The sequence below is a fragment of the Serratia sp. LACPHL-BACT-2024-00286 genome, assembly GCF_043109535.1.
Taxonomy (GTDB): domain Bacteria; phylum Pseudomonadota; class Gammaproteobacteria; order Enterobacterales; family Enterobacteriaceae; genus Serratia; species Serratia sarumanii.
Map to the genome: position 1 here is coordinate 152,372 of NZ_JBICNA010000008.1, position 22,389 is coordinate 174,760.

Below are 22,389 nucleotides of genomic sequence, written 5' to 3' on the forward strand. Positions count from 1 at the left end.
GGGCTGTCCTTGGCCGTTTGGCGGCTCTGCCTGCGGGGTATCATGGACTTTTATGCGTTTTTGCAGAACAGGACAAGGTGCGGTGCCGTGGTGAAACCCTTCTTACGCAGTGGCAGTTTGGATGATGTGCTGGCTTTAGGCGAAAACGGGCAACCGATCTACGCCTGCGCGCAGCAGCTGCGGGAAACCCTGCGTCTTCGCCGGCAGCAGCAGGCCGCCGACTGTCTGGCGATCCCCCAGCCGAACGAAAGCGGCACCCGCATCGACTGGTATGCGCCCTTCCCCGGCAAGGTCACCTCCTGGCTGGCGGCGAGCGATGCCCAGCGCGCGCAGGCGGTGCGCCACCTGGAACACTGCCTGACGACCTTCCGCAGCCTGACGGAACAGGCCCAGGCGACCGATCACCCCAGCCATCGCCTGTTCGGCGCGCTGCTGGCCAAAGCGATGCAGATGCCCGACCCCAACCACGTTTACCTGGTGGACGATCGGCCGGTGCTGACCTTCTGGGGCTTTATCAAGCCGCAGGCGCAGAGCCCGGACGATCCGCTAGCCTGCCTGCGCCCGCTCGAATCGGAAGTGGAAAAACCGGCGCCGATCGCCGCCGCACCGCGCAAGACGGCCGTTGTCGAACCGGTAAAACCGGCCCCGGCCGCCGAGCCTGAACCGGCGCCCGCCCCGGCAGCGCCTATCGAATCCTCTGCCGTCGTTCGCCCGCGCCGGCGCTACGCTCTCTGGCTGTTGCCCGTACTGTTGCTGGGCAGTGCGGCGCTGGCCGCCTGGCTGCACCGCTCACCGCCGCCGCAACCGGCGATGCCGGCGGAGCTCCGGCATCCGGCGCCGCCGGAAAAAACCGCCGCGCCGTTGCCCAAGCTGCGCTTACCGCTGGCGCACGCGACGCTGATGCCGCCGCCCCCGGCGCCGGTCATCCCGCCGCCGCTGGACAAAAATGCGCTGGTGCTGCCGCCCGAGGCGGTGAAGGCCGGCTCCACCCGTTTCCTTAATGGCAAATGGCGCGCCACGGTGGCGCTGAAAGACCCGATTACCGGCAAGCGGCCCAGCCTGCAATATCGTCTGAACGGCGGTAAAGGCATCGCCGTCATCGCCTACGGCGACGGCGTCAGCTGCCGGGTGGCGGTCGAAGCCGGGCTGATGCAGTCCGGCAATCTGGTGATCAACAGCCGCACCAAGGCGCGCTGCAGCGACGGCAGCCGCTACCAGATCCCGGAGATCGTCTGCCGCCAGGGCGACACCGGCGCGGCGGAGTGCACCGGCCGCTACGATGCGGACACCACCTATCCCATGACGTTCAAGCGCGAGAGTAAATGATGCTGGCACCCCTTACGGACTACAAACACGGCATTACGCTGATTCAGGACAGCGGCATTCAGTTTCTGGACTTTGCCCTGACGCCGCTGCTGGACGCCGAGTTTCCCGGCAAATTCGTGCGCAAGACCGCCAGCGGCCCGTTGCTGCGCCTGCAATGGGAGGCCGAGAGCGGCAAATACCAGCTGCCGGCCGTGGGCGACCAGGCCGCCGAAGTGGTGCGGCCGGAGTTCAGCTATCCGCTGCAGCAGTCGCTGCACCTGCTGGATAAGCTCTGGTTGCCGCTGCCCTGCTTGCGCCACACCCCGGCGGGCCTGTTCTTGTCGGGCCCGGACAACTGGGCGCGCCTGCAGGTGGTGCAGTTGGATGAACCGGATCAGGACGGCAACCTGCTGCGCGTGGTGCTGGCCTTCGACACCCGCGCTGCGGCGCCCGGCCAGGAGGCGCTGGCGCCGGGCGAAAGCGATCTCGGCACCGATCTCCGTTTCGCATTGGCGCACCGCAACCACGAGCTGGGCGAGTTCCTCGATCTGACCTGGGTGGACGGCTGGCTGCGCGAGGCGTTCAGCCAGCGCGCCGCCGAGCGGGAGCAGCGTGCCGAAGTGGAGATCAACGCCGGGCTGAAAACCTTCGAGTATCAGGCGCACTACCTCAATCTGTTGCACATGCTTGGCCATCAGCTGGCGGTGCCGCAGATAAAGATGGTGGCGGCGACGCTGCAGCAACCGGCGATCGACGTCGATCTGGTGCTGGACGTCGGCAACTCCCACACCTGCGGCGTGCTGGTCGAGGATCATCCGGAGGAGAGCAACGGCCTGAAGCAAACCTACGAGCTGCAGCTGCGTTCGCTGTCCGAACCGCACCGCGTCTACAACGAACTGTTCGAGAGCCGGGTGGAGTTTTCTCGGGCCGGCTTCGGCAAGCCGCATCTGTCGTTCCAGAGCGGGCGCGACGACGCCTTCCAGTGGCCGTCCATCACCCGCGTCGGCCGCGAAGCCGCACAGCTGGCGCAGCGGCGAACGGGCCATGAAGGCACTACCGGCATTTCCAGCCCGCGCCGCTACCTGTGGGACGAGGAGCGCTATGCGCCCGGCTGGCGCTTCAACGAGCGGCACGAGCCGATGGCCGCCGCCGCGCCGTTGACCACCCTGATCAACGACGAAGGCGTGCCGCTGTCCGCCCTGCCGACGGCGCAACGGCTGCCGGTGTTCGCCGCCCATTACAGCCGCAGCGCGGTGATGACGCTGATGCTGAGCGAGCTGCTGGCGCAGGCGCTGATGCAGATCAACAGCATCGCCCAGCGCAGCCGCATGCCGAACGCCGCCGCGCCGCGCCGTTTGCGCGCCATCATTCTGACGCTGCCTTCGGCGATGCCGAAACCGGAGCGCGAGATCTTCCGCCGCCGCATGCAGGAGGCGATCGGGCTGGTGTGGAAGGCCCTCGACTGGCACCCGCAGGATGCGCCGTTCGACGGCGCGCACGCCCGCTTCCCGGCGCCGCAGGTGCAGATGGAGTGGGACGAGGCCACCTGCGGCCAGATGGTCTATCTGTACAATGAAACCCAGGTGAACTTCGCCGGCCGCACCGACGCCTTTTTCGCCGCCATGGCCCGGCCCGACCGGCCGCTGGCGCCGGATGAGCAGGCGGGCAAAACGCTGCGCATCGCCTCCATCGACATCGGCGGCGGCACCACCGATCTGGCGATCACGCACTATTCGCTCGACGACGGCGTGGGCAACAACATCAAAATCAACCCGCGCCTGCTGTTCCGCGAGGGCTTTAAAGTCGCCGGCGACGATATCCTGCTGGACGCCATCCAGCAGTTTATCCTGCCCGCCGTGCAGCAGGCGTTCGAAGCCGCCGGCGTAAGCGCCGCCCCGGCGTTGATGGACAGGCTGTTCGGCAACGAAGGGCGTATGGACGGGATTTCCACCCTGCGCCAGCAGGCCGCGCTGCAGATTTTCATGCCCGCCGGGCGCGCGCTGCTCGGCGCCTATGAAGAATACGACCCGCTGGACAGCCGGGCGGAAATCGCCGCCAGCCTGGGCGATTTGCTGCCGCAGCCGCCGACGCCGCAGGTGCTGGCGTTTATCAACGGCGAGGTGCAGCGCGAAGCCGACAGCGACGCCTTCGAGATTCTGCACACCCCGCTGGTGATCCGCCTGGCCGATCTGCACGCCGCCTTCTTGTCCGATCGCATCGGCATCGGCCGCTGCCTGCGCCTGCTGGCCGAGGTGGTGGCGCTGTATACCTGCGACGTGCTGCTGTTGACCGGCCGCCCGGCGCGTTTCCCCGGCGTGCAGGCGCTGCTGCGCCATCTGCAGCCGCTGCCCGCCAGCCGCATTCTGCCGCTCGAGGGCTACCACACCCGCAGCTGGTACCCGTTCAACAAGCGCGGCCGCATCGACAACCCGAAATCCACCGCCGCGGTGGGCGCCATGTTGTGCCTGCTGGCGATCGACCTGCGGCTGGAGAGCTTTTACTTCAACGTCGGCGATTTCCAGCCTTACTCCACCATTCGCCACCTGGGCATGCTGGACGGCAACAACATGCTGGCGGACGATAACGTCTATTACCGCGACATCGATCTGGATCGCGCCGACTTCGCGCTCGACCCCGCCGGCAGCTTCCAGCTGCGCGGCCCGCTGCGCCTGGGCTTCCGCCAACTGGACAACGAACGCTGGCCGGCCTCGCCGCTCTATACGCTGACCATCAATGACGCCCAGCTGGCGCGCAAACTGGCCGGCGACGCGGTGATCACCCTGCGGCTGGCCATTACCGCCAGTGCCGAACAGGGCGCGGAAAGCGTCAGGATCGCGCAGGCGTTGCTGGCCGACGGCAGCCCCGTCCCGGCGCACCATCTGCAACTGAAACTCAATACCCTGGCTGCCAGCGCCTCCGGCGCGACCCACTACTGGATAGACAGCGGGAGCATTTACCCACGATGAAAGCTATCACTACCGCCCAATCGGCCCCGAACCACGCACTCAGCGCCGGCATTCTGCAGGCGATCGCGTGGGTGGACACCGCGCGCCGGCAGTCCACCCGTTTGGAACGGGAAGCCGATCGCCTGACGCTGCGCCTGCGCCGTTGCCATAACCGCGCACTGCAATTGGCGAAGGCACAACCTGCGCAGGTCGCTATCGGCCTGTACGGCCACAACGCCGCCGCCAAGGCCCACCTGCTGGCGGCGCTGGCCCCCGGCGCAGAAAGGCTGCACGGCGACGCCGCGCTGGCGGTGCGTTACTGCGCCACCGCGCCGACGCCGTCCACCGAGTATCCTCTCGCCCTCGCGCTGCTCGATGAAGCGCAGTGGCTGGCCATCACGCTCGATGCCGCCGCGATGGGCGGCTTCCGGCTGGACTGGGACGCCCGCGCGATCGCCGGCCATCTGCAAGCGTTGGCGCGTCACCGCCAAGCCGTCGCCCTCGACGGCCTCAGCGACAGCGATGTGCTGGCGCTGTGGGATAGCCAACGCCGCCACGGCGACAAGGGGCAACAGACGCTGGACAGGCATTTCTGGCCGCAGGCCGTGGCGCTGGCGCCGCAGCTGAGCATCGACGATCGCGCGCGCCTGTTTGCGCCGCTGTGGGGAGAGGAAACGACGCTGACGGCGCATTATCGCCAGCTGGCGCACACGCTGCATGCCCTCGGCGGCAGCCGACAGGTTCATGCTCCGCACCGCGCCTTACCGCTGCTGACCGCGAGCGCCGCAGCGGAAAACGCCGCGATCGTCGTGATGGCCGAACACGGCGGTGAACGGAAGATCGCGTTGAGCGATCTGACCTGGCTGACCGCCGAAGTCACCACCGTTCTGCCGCAGACGGCGCAGGCGGGCCTGCCCGCCGACGTGGCGCTGATCGACCTGCCCGGCAGCCGCGCCTGCCCGCAGGCGGAACCGACGCAGCGGCTGCAACAGGCGAAACGCGCCCATTTGCTGACCCGCTGCGCAGACGGCCTGCACGCCAACCTGCTGCTGGTGGCCGATGCCGCCGCCACGCCGCAGGACGCCGCCCGCGTCGGCCAGGCGCTCGCCAACTGGGTCAATCAGACTCAGGGAGAAACCCCGGCGCTGCGCCAGCGCCGCAAACCCGGCCTGATCTGGGCGATCACGCCGTTCGATCAACGCGGGGAAGGCAAAGCGCGCCCCGACGACGCCGTACAGCGCCAGGTCGGCGAGCCCGGCGACAGCTGGGCCACGCTGCTGGCGCTGGATGAACAGGATTGCCGCCGCATGGTAAGTTACCTGGCCACCCAGGCGCGCCCGGCCCAGAAGCAAGCGAGCCTGCTCGAACAGCGCGAAGAGTTGCAGCGTGAGCTGACGGAAAGCCTGCTCGGCAACTGGCTCACCGCCGCCGATCCGCACGCGGCGCAGCAACGCGGCCAACAGCTGCTGCGCGCGCTGCAGGCGCAGGCCGGCCGCCACGGCGAACTGCTGGAACGGCTGTTGCCGCAGCGCGATACGTTGCGCCAGCTTTATCAGCAACAGCAGCACGCCGCGCCGGCCCCGACGACGACGCCTGTACCGTTCGGGCTCGACATCGATCTGTTCGGCGCGCCGCAAACCCCGGCATCCGGCGAGCCCCCCGCGTCATCCTTTGCCGCGCGGGTATTCGCGGATTGGATCAACCATCTGCGCAGCCTGCCGGACAGCCGCCGGTTGCTGGAGCTGCTCGGCGTCGAAAAGCCGCACCTGGAACTGCTGGTCGATGCGCTGATCGGCGCCGCCTGTCGCCTGCGGCTCGATGATGAGCTGGAACGCGCGCTGTGCGCCGGGGGCCTGCCGGAACAGAGTGAAGATCGGCAAATCAGCCAGGCGCTGGCGCTACTGGGCGACTTCGTCGCCTGGCTCGGCTTCCAGCGGCGCGATGCGGCAACGCGCCCCGAGAGCCGCGTCAACCCCGGCCAGCCGATCTTTACCCCGCCGCAGCAGCCGGCGGTGGACTGGAGCAGCCAGCAGCGGTTAACCCGGCTGGCGCCGACGCCGACCAAAAACACCGCGTTTTATATCTATGACTGGCTGATCGGCCTGCAAACCCTGCTGGCGGAGAATGCGGCGACGGAAAGCGCGCTCGGCGAGGCGCAGCGCGCGGCGTTGGAAGAGATCGTGGCGACTCTGCGATAAGCGGCGGCTCTGGCAGCAATAGGGGGCGAAAACAGGATAAATCGGGCGTTGCCGATTATGCTGATGAGTAACGCAGCGATTCTGGGAGAAAATCATGCCCCCTTTCAGCCTGAAGACTATCGATCATGTGGTTCTGCGCGTGCGCGATGCGGAAAAAAGCCTGCGGTTCTATACCCAGACGCTGGGTTGCGACATCGCCAAACGGCGGCCCGATTTGGGGCTGGTGCACCTGCGCGCCGGAACGGCCATGATTGATCTGGTCGACGTGAACGGCCAGCTTGGAAAAAAAGGCGGCGACGCGCCCGATCCTCACCGGCAAAATGTCGATCACCTCTGCCTGCGCATCGATCCTTTCAACGAAGACGAACTGCTGGCCTATCTGCGATCGCAGGGGATCGCCGTCGACCCTGCTGAATCGCGCTACGGCGCGGAAGGCGACGGGCCATCGATTTACTTCAGCGATCCGGACGGCAATCGCATAGAGCTTAAGGGGCCGGCGGCCGATTAAATCACGGTGTGTTCCGGATGTCGGATAACCATAAAATAGCCTTCTAAATCGGCCTAGCCCCTTCACGCTGCTGAACGTTAACGCCCCTGCGCCGCCAACGCCTGGGCGCAGGCCCAGGCCGAGCTCCACGCCCACTGGAAGTTGTAGCCGCCCAACCACCCGGTCACGTCCACCACTTCGCCGATAAAATAGAGCCCCGGCGCCTTGTGGGCTTCCATCGTCTTGGAGGAAAGTTCGTTGGTGTCGACGCCGCCGAGCGTCACTTCTGCCGTGCGGTAGCCTTCGGTGCCGTTCGGCTGCACGCGCCAGTTCTGCAACAGCTCCACCAGCGCCGCCTGCTGCGGCGCATTCAGCTGCTTCAGCGTGGCCTCCGGCAGTTGTCCCAGGGTTTGCAAGCACTCCACCAACCGCTTCGGCAATTGCAGCGCCAGGGTGTTTTTCAGGCTTTGGTTCGGGTGCTGGCGGCGTTGATCATCCAGGAAGGCCGCCAAATCCAGCTCAGGAAGTAAGTTAATGCTCACATACTCACCCGGTTGCCAGTAGCTGGACAGCTGCAGCACCGCCGGGCCGGACAGGCCGCGATGGGTAAACAGGATGCTTTCACGGAAGCTGACGCCGTTCTCGGCGGTGATCACCGCCGGCACCGAGACGCCGGACAGCGTCTGCACATGCTCCAGCAGCGGCTTATGCAGGGTAAAAGGCACCAGCCCGGCGCGCGTCGGCAGCACCCTGAGGCCGAACTGCTCCGCCAGCTTGTAACCGAACGGCGAAGCGCCCAGCCCCGGCATGGACAAACCGCCGCTGGCCACCACAAGTGAGCGAGCACTCACTTTTTCACCATTCAGCGCCAGCGCGTAACCATGTTCGGTTTTCTCCACGCCCAGCACTTCGCTGCGCAGGCGCATCGTCACCTGGCCCAGCTCGCACTCTTTGACCAGCAGATCCACCACCTGCTGCGCCGAGTCGTCGCAGAACAGCTGCCCCAGCGTTTTTTCATGGTAGGCGATGCCGTAGCGGTTGATCAGATCGATGAAGTCCCACTGGGTGTAGCGCGCCAGCGCCGACTTGCAAAAGTGCGGGTTGTTCGACAGGTAGGCCGCCGGTTCGGCGTACATGTTGGTAAAGTTGCAGCGCCCGCCGCCGGACATCAGGATCTTGCGGCCCGGTTTTTTGCCGTTGTCGAGCAGCAACACGCGGCAACCGAGTTGCCCCGCCTGCGCGGCGCAAAACATGCCGGCGGCGCCCGCCCCAATCACTACGACATCAAACTGTTCCACCTGAGCCTCACTTATCAAAACCACAATCGCGACAAAAGAGCGCCATATTACGCCGTTTCGCCGCCGGTCACCGCCAAATTCACGGCGGCAGATTGTAAAGCCCCGGCGGCGCCAACGCCATAGTAAGAAAATATTACAGAGGTCAGAGGAGATTAACGCATTGATATTCCATATTTTTGTTATAGGCGCGTCATCGTTTCGTCATGTCCAAATCAAAAAAACGTCATATTTTCCTTTTCCCCGGCCCCGGTTGTCACTGATAATGCGCGGCGTTCATGTCCACAAACTGGCGTAACGCTTATGCTGCATTTGTTCGCTGGCCTGGATTTCCATACCGGCCTGATGTTAATTCTCGCATTGTTGTTCGTGTTGTTTTATGAAGCCATCAACGGTTTTCATGATACGGCCAATGCGGTCGCTACAGTTATTTATACCCGCGCCATGCGCTCGCAACTTGCGGTCGTGATGGCAGGTTTGTTCAACTTTCTTGGCGTAATGCTCGGCGGTTTGAGTGTTGCTTACGCCATCGTCCACTTGCTGCCTACCGATCTGTTGTTGAACGTCAGTTCAGCACACGGATTAGCCATGGTCTTCTCCATGCTGTTGGCGGCAATCATCTGGAACCTCGGCACCTGGTATTTCGGTCTGCCGGCCTCCAGTTCCCATACGCTGATAGGCGCAATCATCGGTGTCGGTTTAACCAACGCCCTGATGACCCACACTTCGGTGGTGGATGCGCTTAACGTCCCGAAAATGATTGGTATTTTCCTTTCTCTGCTGTTCTCGCCGCTGGTCGGCATGATGGTGGCGGGAGTGATGGTGTTCGCCTTGCGCCGCTATTGGAGTGGCACCAAGAAACGCCAGCGTATCCACATGACCCCAGCGGAACGTGAAAAGGTCGACGGCAAACGCAAGCCGCCGTTCTGGACCCGTATCGCGCTGATCCTGTCAGCGATTGGCGTCAGCTTCTCGCACGGCGCCAACGACGGCCAGAAAGGCATCGGCCTCATCATGCTGGTGCTGATCGGCGTTGCGCCGGCCGGCTTCGTGGTCAATATGAATGCAACCGGTTATGACATCACCCGTACGCGTGACGCCGTGACCCACCTGCAGCAATATTACCAGCAGCACGGCGACGCGCTGTCGCATGCGGTGTCGTTGACGCCGCTGGTGCCAAGCCCGGATGACGAAGCTGCGCCGAACAAGCCGGCCGAGTTCCACTGCGACAGTTCGCGCGCCATGCCGGCGATCGAGCTGGCTCAGGGCATGCTGACCAACCTGCAAAGCTACGATCAGCTGACGGTTGAGCAGCGCAGCCACCTGCGCCGCCTGCTGATGTGCGTGACCGACACGGCGGATAAAGTCGCCAAGCTGCCGGAAACCTCATCCGCCGACCAGCGCTTCCTGAAGAACCTGCGTCAGGATCTGCTGCAGACCGTCGAGTACGCGCCGATGTGGATCATCGTCGCCGTCGCGCTGGCGCTGTCGCTCGGCACCATGGTGGGCTGGAAACGCGTGGCCACCACCATCGGCGAGAAGATCGGCAAGAAAGGCATGACCTACGCCCAGGGCGTATCGGCCCAGATGACCGCGGCGCTGTCTATCGGCGTGGCGAGTTATACCGGCATGCCGGTCTCCACCACCCACGTCCTCTCTTCGGCGGTTGCCGGGACGATGATCGTGGACGGCGGCGGCGTGCAGAGCAAAACCGTGAAGAACATCCTGTTGGCCTGGGTACTGACCCTGCCAATCTCGATTCTGCTTTCCGGTGCGCTGTATTGGGTTGCGTTGAAGCTGATCTAAGCGATAAGCATCATGAGGAAGGCGGCCGCAGGGCCGCCTTTTTTTTGCCTGCATCAAGGGAAACAGAAAGGCATTAATACCAGATCATCAGCGCTATCAGGCTGATGACCACCAGGCCGCACAGGGCCGAGGTCAGCATAAACTGCCCGCGCACCCGCTCGCAGCGGCGAATAAACTCCGGATCGTGGTGCTCGACATAGCGCTGCGCGAAGATATAGCGCACCAGCCTCAGCTGCTTGCTGGGTTGCCCGTGGGCGGTGAAGAAACCGCCGCCATCGACGTATTGGTACAGCAACGGGTCACAGCCGCGCAATACCACCAGCAGCGCGCGCAGAGAAGAGTAATACCGCACCATGTTAACCACACACACCACACATAAGGCCCAAAACAGCGCGACGGTACTGATCATGATTACCCCCTCAAGGCGTTGTTATCCGCGGCCATCCGCCGGGTCCAACCGCCCTACCTCATTACCCGATACTCTGCTGGAGCTTACCGCTCTCATCCCCTTTTTTGCCTGCACGGGCCATGCCCATAACCCACCGCCTCCAGAGACGTTACCGCACCGCACAGAGAGATTTGCACGGCGTGATTCCACTCAGAGGGGAAATGGTGAGGCCCATATTCATCATTGTAGGTTAATGAAACGCAAACTGGCCTGATCAGTGGATAAAATTTACCGCCACGCGCCGAAACGCCCCCGCGGGGGCGTTATAAGTGATAACCGTTCGTCTGCAATTAGTCGTTTTTCCTGGATAGTCTATCCCGCCCCACGCCGCTGATCTTTCCCCCCACGCTGGCTAGACTCAGGTTTCCGTTACGCTCATCCAAGGAAACTGTTATGGCAAACCATTCAATCAAGGGAAAAACCGTCCTGATCGCCGGCGGCGCCAAGAATCTCGGCGGGCTGATCGCGCGCGATTTGGCTGAACAAGGCGCCAAAGCGGTAGTGATCCACTACAACAGCGCCGCCTCCAAAGCCGAAGCGGATAAGACCGTCGCCGCCATCCAGGCCGCCGGGGCGCAAGGCGTCGCGCTGCAGGCCGATTTGACCACCGCGGGCGCGGTCGAGAAGCTGTTCGCCGATGCGGTCGCCGCCGTCGGCAAGCCGGATATCGCCATCAATACCGTCGGCAAAGTGCTGAAAAAGCCGATGGTCGACATCAGCGAAGCCGAGTACGACGAGATGACCGCGGTCAACGCCAAAACCGCGTTCTTCTTCCTGAAAGAGGCGGGCAAACACCTCAACGACAACGGTAAAATCTGCACGCTGGTCACCTCGCTGCTCGGCGCCTTCACGCCGTTCTATGCCGCTTACGCCGGCACCAAGGCGCCGGTGGAGCACTTCACCCGCGCCGCCGCCAAGGAGTTCGGCGAACGCGGTATCTCCGTGACGGCGGTCGGCCCCGGCCCGATGGACACCCCGTTCTTCTATCCGGCCGAAGGCGCCGATGCGGTGGCGTATCACCAAAGCGCGGCGGCGCTGTCGCCGTTCAGCAAAACCGGCCTCACCGATATCGAAGACGTGGTGCCGTTTATCCGCCACCTGGTCAGCGACGGCTGGTGGGTTACCGGCCAAACCATCCTGATCAACGGCGGCTATACTACCAAGTAACGCCGCATGGGGGGCGCGCGTCTGGCGTCCGCCCCCGCCAGGAGGCGCAGCGTAGAGGATATTGCAATGCACATGCTGATGGTCATTGGCGGAGGCGTGGTTCTCCTGGGTTTGTTTGTGCTGTTCGGCTGGCTCTGGGGCGCCAGCGCGGCGGGCATGGCGCTGGCGGCAAAAATTTTCGTCCCGGCCTGGTTGCTGATCGCGGCGGTCAATATGTGGGTGGGCGTCGCCCACGCGGGCTACAGCCTGCGGGCGGAGTTGCCGATCCTGCTGCTGGTGTTCGCGATCCCCGCCGCCATCGCCGCGTTCGTATTCTGGCGCCTCGCCCATGTCTGAAAGCGCCGGCGACCTGCTCAACGTGGTGACGCTACTGGGCGCCGCCGTGGTGGCCGTGCCGCTGTTCAAGCGCTTGGGGCTGGGCTCGGTGCTGGGTTATCTGGCCGCCGGTTTGGCGATTGGGCCGTTCGGCTTTGGTTTGTTCAACGATGCGCAGACCATCCTGCACATCGCTGAACTTGGGGTGGTGATGTTTCTCTTCGTCATCGGCCTGGAGATGCGGCCTTCTCATCTGTGGAACATGCGGCGCGATATTTTCGGCCTGGGCAGCCTGCAGGTATTGAGCTGCGGGCTGCTGCTCACCGCCATCGGCATGGCCTTCGGCTTTTCATTGGCCATCTCCTTCATCTGCGGCATGGGATTCGTGCTGACGTCTACCGCCATCGTCATGCAACTGTTGGGCGAGCGCGGCGACATCGCCAGCCCGCGCGGTCAGAAAATCGTCGCCGTATTGCTGTTTGAAGATCTGATGATTGTCCCGCTGCTGGCGCTGGTGGCGTTCATCGCGCCGGCCGGTTCATCGACGCCGGTATCCGGTTCCGCCTGGGGCGGCATCGCCATCGCCGCCGGTGCGCTGGCCGCGCTGGTGGCGGCCGGCATCTGGCTGCTGAACCCGCTGTTTCGCATTCTGGCGCACGCCAAAGCGCGCGAAGTGATGACCGCAGCCGCGCTGCTGGTGGTGCTCGGCGCCGCTTTGCTGATGCAGCTGGGTGGCCTCTCCATGGCCATGGGCGCCTTTTTGGCCGGCGTGCTGCTGTCGGAATCGACGTTCCGCCATCAGCTCGAAGCCGACATCGAGCCCTTTCGCGGTCTGCTTTTGGGGCTGTTCTTCCTCGGCGTCGGCATGTCTCTCGATCTGGCCGTGGTGGCGCGCAACTGGCCGCTGATCGTCAGCGGCGTGCTGGCGATGATGTTCATCAAAGGCCTGTGTATTTACTGCGTGGCCCGGTTGACGAAAAGCTCGCACGGTGATGCTCTCGACCGCGCCGTACTCATGGCGCAAGGGGGAGAATTTGCGTTTGTGCTGTTCGCCGCTGCGCTGGCCAATCAGGTGCTGCCTGCGGAAGCCAACGCCAACATGACCGCCGTCGTGGTGCTGTCGATGGCTTTGACACCGCTGGCGGTGTTGATCCACCAACGCCTGCGCGCCTCGTCCGACGCCTCGTTGGACGGCACGGAACAGCCCACCGGCTTGACCAACAGCGTGCTGATCGTCGGGTTCGGCCGTTTTGGTCAGATCGTCAGCCAGCACGTTTTGGCGATGGGCGCCGATATCGCCATTATCGACCGCGAACCCCAGGTTGCCCGCGACGCGCAAGACTTCGGCTTCAAAGTTTACTATGGCGACGGTGCGCGCATGGATGTGCTGCATGCGGCGGGCGCCGGCCACGCCCGCGCCATCTTGGTCTGCATTGACGATCCGCAAGCCGCCACGCAGATTGTCGAACACGCCAAAACCCACTTCCCGCAGGCCCGCGTGCTGGCTCGCGCTCATGACCGCGAACATGCCATCGCGCTGATCAAGGCCAATGTGGATTACCAAATTCGCGTCACCTTAGAGTCCGCCATGTCTTTCGGGCATGAAGCTATGTTGGCGTTGGGCTCCGATCCGGAAACCGCGGCGGATTTGATGGCCGAGCTGCGGCGCAAGGATGCCGAACGGTTGGCGATGGAGGTGTCCGGCGGCATTTACGCCGGTACATCGATGATTTTGGGCAATGCGCCGACCAAGGCGAAGAAGGAATGACGGGCATGCCGACCCTTTTCCGCCGGCGCAGCGATGCGCTCGCGGCCGATAATCAAACGGCCGATGAGGTGGTGCGGTTTTGGCGAGACGCCGGCGCAGAGCAATGGTTCCGGCAGGATCCGCGCTTCGACCAACGCTTTCGCGCGCGCTTTTTGGGCCTGCATCTGGCGGCGGCCCGGCGTGAACGCGACGACTGGCTTAAGACGCCGGAAAGCGCGCTGGCGCTGATGATCCTGCTCGACCAATTTCCGCGCAACGCTTTTCGCAACACCGCCCACATGTACGCCACCGATCCGCTGGCGCGCCGCTTCGCCCGCATCGCCATTGCGGCGAACTACATGCAGGCCGTCGAGCCTTCGCTGCGCCTGTTTTTTTGCCTGCCGTTCGCCCACTCGGAAAATCTCGCCGATCAGGATCTTTCCGTGGCGCTAAACGCTCAACTGGGGCCGGCTGAACGCGCGCACGCCGAGGGACACCGCGATATCATCCGCCGTTTCGGTCGTTTCCCACATCGCAATCAGCTGCTGTTGCGCGATACTACCACGCAGGAGCAAGCCTTCCTGGAGCAAGGAGGGTTTGCCGGATAACGCCGCAGAATGCTTTAAGCGGCAATAATAAGGACAATAACGGGCGCATCGATGGACAGATTCAATCAATACCGCGTATTCGTGCAGGTGGCGGAGATGGGCAGCTTTATCCGCGCAGCCCATGTGCTGGAGGTGCCGCGCGCCTCGGTGTCCGCCGCCGTGCAACAGCTGGAAACGCAGCTGGGCGTGCGCCTGCTGCACCGCACCACGCGGCAGGTGCGGCTGACCGCCGACGGCGAACAGCTGCTCGAGCGGCTGCGCCCGCTGCTGGCCGAGGTGGAGGATATCGATCAGTCGTTTCAGGCCAGCCAGCGCCAGGCCTCCGGGCGGCTCAGCGTCGACGTGCCGAGCCGCATCGCCCGCCGGCTGATCGCGCCGGCGCTGCCCAGCCTGCTGCGGCGCCATCCCCACCTGCAGCTGGTGCTCGGCTCCGCCGATCGCGCCATCGATCTGGTGCAGGAAGGGGTCGACTGCGCGGTGCGCGTCGGCGATCTGCACGACAGCAGCCTGGTGATGCGCCCGCTCGGCCATATCGCGCTGATCAACTGCGCCAGCCCCGCCTACCTGAGCGAATTCGGCCATCCGCTTCAGCCCGCCGATCTTGCCGAGGGGCACAGGAGCATCGGTTACGCCTCGCCCAAAACCGGCCGCGAATCCCCCTGGGAATACCTGACCGACGACGGCCATACCCAGCGGCTCGAACTGCCCAGCCGGGTGGTGGTCAACAACGCCGAGAGCTATATCGCCTGCTGCCGCGCCGGGCTGGGGCTGATGCAAATCCCGCGCTACGACGTGCAACACCTGCTCGACGCCGGTGAACTGGTGGAAGTCCTGTCCGCTTACCGCGCCGCCTCCATGCCGATCGCCCTGATCTATCCCCATCGTCGCCAGCGCTCACGCCGCCTGGCGGTGTTTCACGAATGGTTTGAAAGCCTGCTGCAGCCGCATCTGGAGCGCTGATTGCGCATTTAGCGCTATACTTTGTTTAATAACGCTTATAATTCAAGCGGTCAGACCGGCAGCATCCGCATAATCAATAGGCTTTTACGCCGCGCGGGTGTACAACGAAAGGTATCGGGCGGAGAGATTTTCGATGCGGCGCAGTGTGATCGCCCCAACATATCATTGCGTTATCCGAATGATACTATGGAACCAAAAGCGCAAGGCGGGTAAACGGAACGCCTGCTAACCCTTTTAATCGGCATGTTTATGGAAGGAGTATTCTTATGGCTTACAAACACATACTGATCGCGGTGGACCTATCCCCGGAAAGCAAGATCCTGGTAGAAAAAGCCGTCTCGATGGCGCGGCCGTACAACGCTAAAGTTTCTCTGATCCACGTCGATGTCAACTATTCCGACCTCTATACCGGCCTGATCGACGTCAATCTCGGCGACATGCAAAAACGCATCTCCGAGGAAACCCATCAGGCGCTGACCGAGCTGTCGCAAAACGCCGGCTACCCGATCACCGAGACCCTGAGCGGCAGCGGCGATCTGGCGCAGGTATTGGTCGATGCCATCAAGAAATATGACATGGATCTGGTACTGTGCGGCCACCACCAGGATTTCTGGAGCAAGCTGATGTCTTCCGCTCGCCAGCTGATCAATACCGTGCACATCGATATGCTGATCGTGCCGCTGCGTGATGAAGAAGATGAATAAAGTAAGCACTCGCTAACTTAACTGCCCAACGCCCGCGCCCTGCGGGCGTTTTTCATGCCGCTACGCCGATTAATCGCTTGATAATCAACCGCCCTCCGATGATATAGTCGCTAAAGACACAACATCCTCCCCCGGGCATCGCCTATACCCATATCTATAAGAAATAGCGGGGGAAAACTTAATGCTAAAAGGAGTTATCCATGGAATATGCCGTATCGGTAGAGTCTTTCCTGTCCTCGTTACAGCGCCATAACCCCCACCAGCCGGAATATCTGCAGGCGGTGCGCGAAGTCTTCACCTCGCTGTGGCCGTTTATCGAACGCAACCCGCGCTATCGCGAACAGGCCCTGCTGGAGCGCCTGGTGGAGCCCGAGCGCGTCATTCAGTTCCGCGTCAGCTGGGTGGACGATCGCGGCCAGGTGCAGGTCAACCGCGCCTTCCGCGTGCAGTTCAACTCGGCCATCGGCCCCTACAAGGGCGGCATGCGCTTCCATCCGTCGGTAAACCTGTCGATCCTGAAGTTCCTCGGTTTTGAGCAGACCTTCAAGAACGCGTTGACCACCCTGCCGATGGGCGGCGGCAAAGGCGGCTCCGATTTCGATCCCAAGGGCAAAAGCCAGGGCGAGATCATGCGCTTCTGCCAGGCGCTGATGACCGAGCTGTATCGCCACCTGGGGCCGGACACCGACGTGCCGGCCGGCGACATCGGCGTCGGCGGCCGTGAAGTCGGCTTTATGGCCGGCATGATGAAGAAACTGTCCAACAACACCGCCTGCGTGTTTACCGGCAAGGGTCTCTCCTTCGGCGGCAGCCTGATCCGCCCCGAGGCGACCGGCTACGGCCTGGTGTACTTCACCGACGCCATGCTGCAGCGCCACGGCCTGGGCTTTGAAGGCATGCGGGTGGCGGTGTCCGGCTCCGGCAATGTGGCGCAGTACACCATCGAGAAAGCGCTGGAGCTGGACGCGCGCGTGATCACCGTGTCGGATTCCGGCGGCACCCTGGTGGACGAGGACGGCTTCACCACCGAGAAGCTGGCGCACCTGGCGGAGATCAAAAACCAACGCTACGGCCGGGTGGCGGACTATGCCCGCGAACGCGGCCTGACCTATCTGGCCGGCCAGCAGCCGTGGAACGTGCCGGTGGATATCGCCCTGCCGTGCGCCACGCAGAACGAACTGGATCTCGAGGCGGCGCAGACGCTGATCCGCAACGGGGTGAAGGCGGTAGCGGAAGGCGCCAACATGCCGACCACCATCCAGGCCACCGACGCCTTCCTCGACGCCGGCGTGCTGTTCGCGCCGGGCAAGGCGGCCAACGCCGGCGGCGTGGCCACCTCGGGGCTGGAGATGGCGCAAAACGCCGCGCGCATCGGCTGGCGGGCAGAGAAAGTGGATGTACGTTTACAACATATCATGGCCGATATTCACCACGCCTGCGTGGAATACGGCGGCGAAGGCAAGCAAACCCACTACGTGCACGGCGCAAATATCGCCGGTTTCGTCAAGGTCGCGGACGCCATGCTGGCGCAGGGCGTGCTGTAATCCGCCTTAAAGGTGATCTTGTTCACACATCGATTAAATGCTTCAATGCCGGCCTCTGCGCCGGCATTTTTTTATGCTTTCTCGCCATCCAAATGATACTAATTTGTTAAATAAAAGTTAATGCATGGTTATTTATTGCTTCTTAATCGGTAGTAAATTTACCACCACCAAATAACTAAACATTTATTTAACACTAAATACGCCATTATTTTACTTAACTGTGCGCAGATCACATTTCGTTAACTTCAGCTACGCCCCCTCTTCCATTCCTTTGTAATCTGCAGCGGTGGAAAAACCGCCACCCCTACAGATAAAAAAAGGTACAGCTAATGAAATTTAACCTCGCATTATTAAATGCATGTGTGGTTTCTGCGTGCATGTTATCGACAACACCTGTGTTCGCCGCTGATAAATATGAGATTGCCGTGGTCGCCAAAGTAACCGGCATTCCGTGGTTCAACCGCATGGAAGTGGGCGTCAACGAAGCGGCGAAAAAACTCGACGTCAACGCCTACCAGACCGGCCCTTCTACCCCGGATCCGGCCGCGCAGGTCAAGGTGATTGAGGATCTGATCGCCAAGAACGTCAACGCCATCATCGTGGTGCCGAACGACGCCAAGGTGCTGGAGCCGGTGCTGAAAAAAGCGCGCGACAAAGGCATCGTGGTGCTGACCCATGAATCCCCGGACCAGCAGATCGGCCAGTGGGACATCGAGACCATCGACAGCGAGAAATACGCGCAGGCCAACGTCGATGAGCTGGCGAAAGACATGGGCGGCAAAGGCGGCTACGCGATCTACGTCGGCTCGCTGACCGTGCCGTTGCACAACGCCTGGGCCGATTCCGCCATCAAATACCAGAAAGAAAAATACCCGGACATGTTTGAAGTCACCTCGCGCCTGCCGGTGGCGGAAAGCATCGACAAATCCTACGCCACCACGCTGGATCTGATGAAAACCTATCCGCAGATGAAGGGCATCATCGGCTTCGGCTCGCTCGGCCCGATCGGCGCCGGCCAGGCGGTGGCCAAGAAACGCGCCAAGGACAAAATCGCGGTGGTGGGCATCGCCATGCCGGCGCAGGCCGCCCCTTACCTGATGCGCGGCGACATCAAAAAAGCGCTGCTGTGGGATCCGAAAGACGCCGGCTATGCGCTGGTGACGGTGGCCGACCAGCTGCTGCAGGGCAAGGAAGTGAACAAGGATCTGGCGATCGAGGGCCTCGGCAAGGCCGACGTCGACATGGAACACAAAGTGATTCGGTTTAACAAGATTTTGGAAGTCACCAAAGACAACGCCCAATCGCTTGGATTCTGATTTTTCGCGTAATTTCGCTACACCGGGAAAGTAGTTAAACCCTCGTAGGGGCGCAGCTTGCTGCGCCCAGGGCTTCGGCCGCTACGCAAGCACAGGTTAACGTTATGACAGCCTCCCCCGCATTTATCACCCTGGAGAATATCAGCAAGCGATTCCCAGGCGTGCTGGCATTAGACCAGATCAACCTGACGCTCAATATTGGCGAAGTGCACTGCCTGGCCGGGCAAAACGGCTGCGGCAAAAGCACCATCATTAAAATCATCTCCGGCGTCTATCAGCCGGAAAAAGGCGCCAACATTTCGCTGGAAGGCAAACTCTTCCACGCCCTGACGCCGCAGCTGTCCGGTTATTACGGCATACAGGTGATCTACCAGGACCTGTCGCTGTTCCCCAATCTGACGGTGGCGGAGAACATCGCCATCCACCGTTACCTGCCCGGCGGCCATTTCTGGGTGCGCAAGCGGGTGATGCGCCAGACGGCGCTCGACGCCATGGCGCGGGTCGGCATACGCATCGATCCCGATAAAAAGGTGGAAAAACTGTCGATCGCCGATCGGCAACTGGTGGCGATTTGCCGCGCCATCGCCGCCGAGGCGCGGTTGGTTATCATGGACGAACCGACCGCCTCGCTGACCCGCCAGGAGGTCGACGGCCTGCTGCGGGTGGTCAACGAGCTGAAGGCGGCCGGCATCTGCGTGGTGTTCGTCAGCCACAGATTGGATGAAGTGATGGAAGTCGCCGATCGCATCAGCGTGATGCGCGACGGCAAGCTGGTGGGCACCTGGCCGGCCAGCGAACTGGACAGCCACGAACTGGCGTTCCTGATGACCGGCCAACGCTTCCACTACAGCCCGCTGCCGCCGCTACCGCCGGCCGAACAGGCGCCGCTGCTCGAGGTACGCAACCTCAGCCGCGGCGAGAAATACCGCAACATCAATCTGGCGCTGCGCGGCGGCGAGATCGTCTCGATCGTCGGCCTGCTCGGCGCCGGCCGCACCGAACTGTGCCTCAGCCTGTTCGGCATGACGCGGCCGGACAGCGGCGAGATCCACATCGAGGGCCAGGCGGTGCAGCTGCACAACAACCGCGAAGCGGTGCGCCACGGCATCGGCTATGTGTCGGAGGATCGTCTGACGCAGGGGTTGATCATGGAGCAATCGATCTACGACAACACCATCGTCACCGTCTTCGATCGGCTGCATACCTCGCTCGGGCTGCTGGATCACGCCAAAGCGACCGAGCTGGTCAACCGGCTGATTCGCGATCTGAACATCAAGGTGTCCGACAGCGCGCTGCCGGTGAAAACCCTGTCCGGCGGCAACGCCCAGCGCATCGCCATCGCCAAGTGGGTGGCGACCCAGCCGAAGATCCTGATCCTCGACTCGCCCACCGTCGGCGTGGACATCGCCAACAAAGAGGGGATCTACCAGATCGCCCGCGATCTGGCGCAGCTGGGCATGGCGGTGCTGATGATCTGCGACGAGATCCCGGAAGCCTATTACAACAGCCATCGGGTGATGGTGATGCGCAAGGGCGAACTGATCGCCGAATTCGCGCCGCACCAGAGTACCGAGCAACAGATCGCCGAGGTGGTGAATGGATAAATCATTATTGGCCCGCCTGGCCGGGCGGCACGAGTTTTATCTCGGCCTGTTGGTGCTGCTGCTGGCGATCGGCCTGAGCGCCGGCACCGACGAGTTTCTGACGCTCGGCAACCTGACCGACGTCGCCACCAGCTACGCCATTCTCGGCATCCTGGCCTGCGGGCTGTTCGTGGTGCTGATCGCCGGCGGCATCGACATTTCGTTCCCGGCGGTCACCGCCATCGCTCAGTACGTGATGGCCAGCTGGGTGATCCAGCACGGCGGCAGCTTCCCGCTGGCGTTCGCCCTGGCGATTGGCGTTGGCCTGCTGCTCGGGCTGGTGAACGGTTTCCTGGTGTACTGGCTGAAAGTGCCGGCGATCATCATCACCATCGCCACCCTCAACCTGTTCTACGGCCTGCTGGTGTACGCCACCAACGGCACCTGGCTGTACGGCTTTCCGGACTGGTTCATGAACGGCATCAACTGGTTCTCGTTCCAGGGCGCCGACGGTTACGACTACGGCCTGACGCTGCCGCTGCTGTGCCTGCTGGCGACCATCGTCGTCACCGGCGTGCTGATGAACCGCACCCGGCTGGGGCGCCAGATCTACGCTATGGGCGGCAACCGCGACGCGGCGTCGCGCCTGGGGTTGAACCTGCTGCGGCTGCATTTTTGCGTCTACGGCTACATGGGCATTCTGGCCGGCGTCGCGGCGGTGGTGCAGGCGCAGATCACCCAGTCGGTGGCTCCCAACTCGCTGCTCGGCTTCGAGCTGACGGTATTGGCGGCGGTGGTGCTGGGCGGCACCAGCATGAGCGGCGGCCGCGGCTCGTTGACCGGTACCCTGCTCGGCGTGGTGCTGCTGGCCTTCCTGCAAAACGGGCTGACGCTGCTCAGCGTCTCGGCCTATTGGCACCAGGTATTCAGCGGCGCGATCATTTTGATCAGCATCAGCACCACCGCCTGGAACGAAAAACGCAAGCTGCTCAAGGAGATCTGACATGACGCAGTTAACTCGGTTGATCCCAAACGATCGGATCATTCGCCTGCAGGGCGCGATCATCATCGCGGTGGCGCTGCTGTTCGCCGGGCTGCTCGGATCGCGCTTCTTCAGCCTCGGCAACTTCCAGTCGATCGCCTCGCAGCTGCCGATCCTCGGCCTGCTGGCGCTCGGCATGGGCATCACCATGCTGACCGGCGGCATCAACCTGTCGATCATCGCCGGCGCCAACGCCTGTTCGCTGGTGATGGCGGCAATCATCGTCAGCCACCCTGACCAGCCGCTGTTCCTGGCGCTGGCGCTGGTGGCCGGCCTGCTGGTGGCGGTGGCGATCGGCGCGCTCAATGGCGCGCTGGTGGCCTGGATCGGCGTCTCGCCCATCCTCGCCTCGCTCGGCACCATGACGCTGATCACCGGTCTGAATATCCTGCTGTCCAACGGCGCGGTGATCTCCGGCTTCCCGGCGGCGATTCAATTTCTCGGCAACGGCGCCGTGCTCGGCGTGCCGGTGGCACTGATCCTGTTCCTGCTGGTGGCGGTGGGTCTGTGGCTGCTGCTGGAGCACACCACGCTGGGGCGCAGCCTGTACCTGATCGGCTCCAACGAGCAGGCCACCCGCTTCAGCGGCGTGAACACCGCGCGGGTGCAGGTAGCGGTGTATATCCTGTCGGCGCTGCTCGGCTGGGGCGCCGCGCTGCTGATGATGGCCAAGTTCAACTCGGCCAAGGCCGGCTACGGCGAATCTTATCTGCTGGTGACCATTCTGGCCTCGGTGCTGGGCGGCATTAACCCGGACGGCGGTTTCGGCCGTATTCTGGGGCTGGTGCTGGCGCTGATCGTGCTGCAAATGTTGGAAAGCGGCCTCAATCTGCTGGGGGTCAGCAGCTACCTGACCATGGCCCTGTGGGGCGGCGTGCTGATCCTGTTTATCGCGTTACAGAATCGAAAAGCCTGAGGA

The 22,389-nt window shown here is 63.0% G+C and carries 18 protein-coding genes; 16 read left to right on the forward strand and 2 right to left on the reverse strand.

The annotated features are described in order from the left end of the window. Positions 1–87: 87 nt before the first annotated feature. From ACF8MC_RS21840 to ACF8MC_RS21855, 4 genes are all read left to right on the forward strand, one after another. Positions 88–1,326 (forward strand): SrfA family protein, encoded by a 1,239-nt coding sequence (locus tag ACF8MC_RS21840; RefSeq protein ID WP_164105597.1) that lies wholly within the window; start codon positions 88–90, stop codon positions 1,324–1,326. Further along, positions 1,326–4,271, forward strand: coding sequence for a virulence factor SrfB (locus ACF8MC_RS21845; RefSeq protein WP_204350897.1), 2,946 nt, complete (start codon positions 1,326–1,328; stop codon positions 4,269–4,271). Before ACF8MC_RS21840 ends, ACF8MC_RS21845 begins: the two co-directional genes overlap by 1 nt. Then, positions 4,268–6,448 carry a virulence factor SrfC family protein gene (locus ACF8MC_RS21850; RefSeq protein ID WP_164105601.1) on the forward strand — a complete coding sequence of 727 codons (2,181 nt, stop codon included), beginning with the start codon at positions 4,268–4,270 and terminating at the stop codon, positions 6,446–6,448. The genes ACF8MC_RS21845 and ACF8MC_RS21850 overlap by 4 nt, the downstream gene beginning before the upstream one ends. A 94-nt stretch (positions 6,449–6,542) precedes the next feature. Then, positions 6,543–6,956 carry a VOC family protein gene (locus ACF8MC_RS21855; RefSeq protein ID WP_060706893.1) on the forward strand — a complete coding sequence of 138 codons (414 nt, stop codon included), beginning with the start codon at positions 6,543–6,545 and terminating at the stop codon, positions 6,954–6,956. 77 nt (positions 6,957–7,033) lie between these two features. Here ACF8MC_RS21855 and ACF8MC_RS21860 read toward each other — a convergent pair whose 3' ends face one another. After that, positions 7,034–8,233: an NAD(P)/FAD-dependent oxidoreductase gene (locus tag ACF8MC_RS21860; RefSeq protein ID WP_047570131.1), complete on the reverse strand. Its 1,200-nt coding sequence runs from the start codon at positions 8,231–8,233 to the stop codon at positions 7,034–7,036. Between the two features lie 300 nt (positions 8,234–8,533). Between ACF8MC_RS21860 and pitA the strand changes: the two genes are divergently transcribed. Continuing rightward, a complete protein-coding gene (pitA, locus tag ACF8MC_RS21865) occupies positions 8,534–10,036 on the forward strand; it encodes an inorganic phosphate transporter PitA (protein WP_033636373.1) in 1,503 nt (500 codons plus the stop codon). 73 nt (positions 10,037–10,109) lie between these two features. On the opposite strand, the gene uspB is transcribed toward pitA, so the two are convergent. Further along, the gene (gene uspB, locus ACF8MC_RS21870) at positions 10,110–10,445 is read right to left on the reverse strand and encodes a universal stress protein UspB (protein WP_016930435.1); all 336 of its coding nucleotides are present in this window, start codon (positions 10,443–10,445) and stop codon (positions 10,110–10,112) included. A 432-nt stretch (positions 10,446–10,877) separates the two neighbouring features. Here uspB and ACF8MC_RS21875 point away from each other — a divergent pair, with 432 nt between their 5' ends. The 11 genes from ACF8MC_RS21875 to ACF8MC_RS21925 all read left to right on the forward strand — a co-directional run bounded on the left by ACF8MC_RS21875 (position 10,878) and on the right by ACF8MC_RS21925 (position 22,386). Then, complete coding sequence (locus ACF8MC_RS21875) at positions 10,878–11,651, forward strand: SDR family oxidoreductase (protein WP_033636374.1); 774 nt, start codon at positions 10,878–10,880, stop codon at positions 11,649–11,651. A gap of 66 nt (positions 11,652–11,717) precedes the next feature. Next, the gene (locus tag ACF8MC_RS21880; protein WP_033636375.1) at positions 11,718–11,987 is read left to right on the forward strand and encodes a hypothetical protein; all 270 of its coding nucleotides are present in this window, start codon (positions 11,718–11,720) and stop codon (positions 11,985–11,987) included. Continuing rightward, positions 11,980–13,734, forward strand: coding sequence for a monovalent cation:proton antiporter-2 (CPA2) family protein (locus ACF8MC_RS21885; RefSeq protein WP_060443817.1), 1,755 nt, complete (start codon positions 11,980–11,982; stop codon positions 13,732–13,734). The genes ACF8MC_RS21880 and ACF8MC_RS21885 overlap by 8 nt, the downstream gene beginning before the upstream one ends. A 5-nt stretch (positions 13,735–13,739) precedes the next feature. Beyond that, positions 13,740–14,321, forward strand: a complete 582-nt coding sequence (locus ACF8MC_RS21890) for a DUF924 family protein (protein WP_049195636.1) — start codon at positions 13,740–13,742, stop codon at positions 14,319–14,321. A gap of 51 nt (positions 14,322–14,372) precedes the next feature. Beyond that, positions 14,373–15,281, forward strand: coding sequence for a LysR family transcriptional regulator (locus ACF8MC_RS21895; protein ID WP_164105603.1), 909 nt, complete (start codon positions 14,373–14,375; stop codon positions 15,279–15,281). Between the two features lie 266 nt (positions 15,282–15,547). Then, positions 15,548–15,985 (forward strand): universal stress protein UspA, encoded by a 438-nt coding sequence (gene uspA, locus ACF8MC_RS21900; RefSeq protein WP_004930988.1) that lies wholly within the window; start codon positions 15,548–15,550, stop codon positions 15,983–15,985. A 200-nt stretch (positions 15,986–16,185) separates the two neighbouring features. After that, a complete protein-coding gene (gdhA, locus tag ACF8MC_RS21905; protein WP_033649380.1) occupies positions 16,186–17,529 on the forward strand; it encodes an NADP-specific glutamate dehydrogenase in 1,344 nt (447 codons plus the stop codon). A gap of 329 nt (positions 17,530–17,858) precedes the next feature. Next, positions 17,859–18,845 (forward strand): autoinducer 2 ABC transporter substrate-binding protein, encoded by a 987-nt coding sequence (locus tag ACF8MC_RS21910; RefSeq protein ID WP_033649381.1) that lies wholly within the window; start codon positions 17,859–17,861, stop codon positions 18,843–18,845. Between the two features lie 104 nt (positions 18,846–18,949). After that, positions 18,950–20,449: a sugar ABC transporter ATP-binding protein gene (locus ACF8MC_RS21915; RefSeq protein WP_121535930.1), complete on the forward strand. Its 1,500-nt coding sequence runs from the start codon at positions 18,950–18,952 to the stop codon at positions 20,447–20,449. Next, complete coding sequence (locus ACF8MC_RS21920) at positions 20,442–21,431, forward strand: ABC transporter permease (protein ID WP_015379367.1); 990 nt, start codon at positions 20,442–20,444, stop codon at positions 21,429–21,431. Before ACF8MC_RS21915 ends, ACF8MC_RS21920 begins: the two co-directional genes overlap by 8 nt. 1 nt (position 21,432) lies before the next feature. Continuing rightward, positions 21,433–22,386, forward strand: a complete 954-nt coding sequence (locus ACF8MC_RS21925) for an ABC transporter permease (protein ID WP_060443818.1) — start codon at positions 21,433–21,435, stop codon at positions 22,384–22,386. The last annotated feature ends 3 nt before the right edge of the window (positions 22,387–22,389 follow it).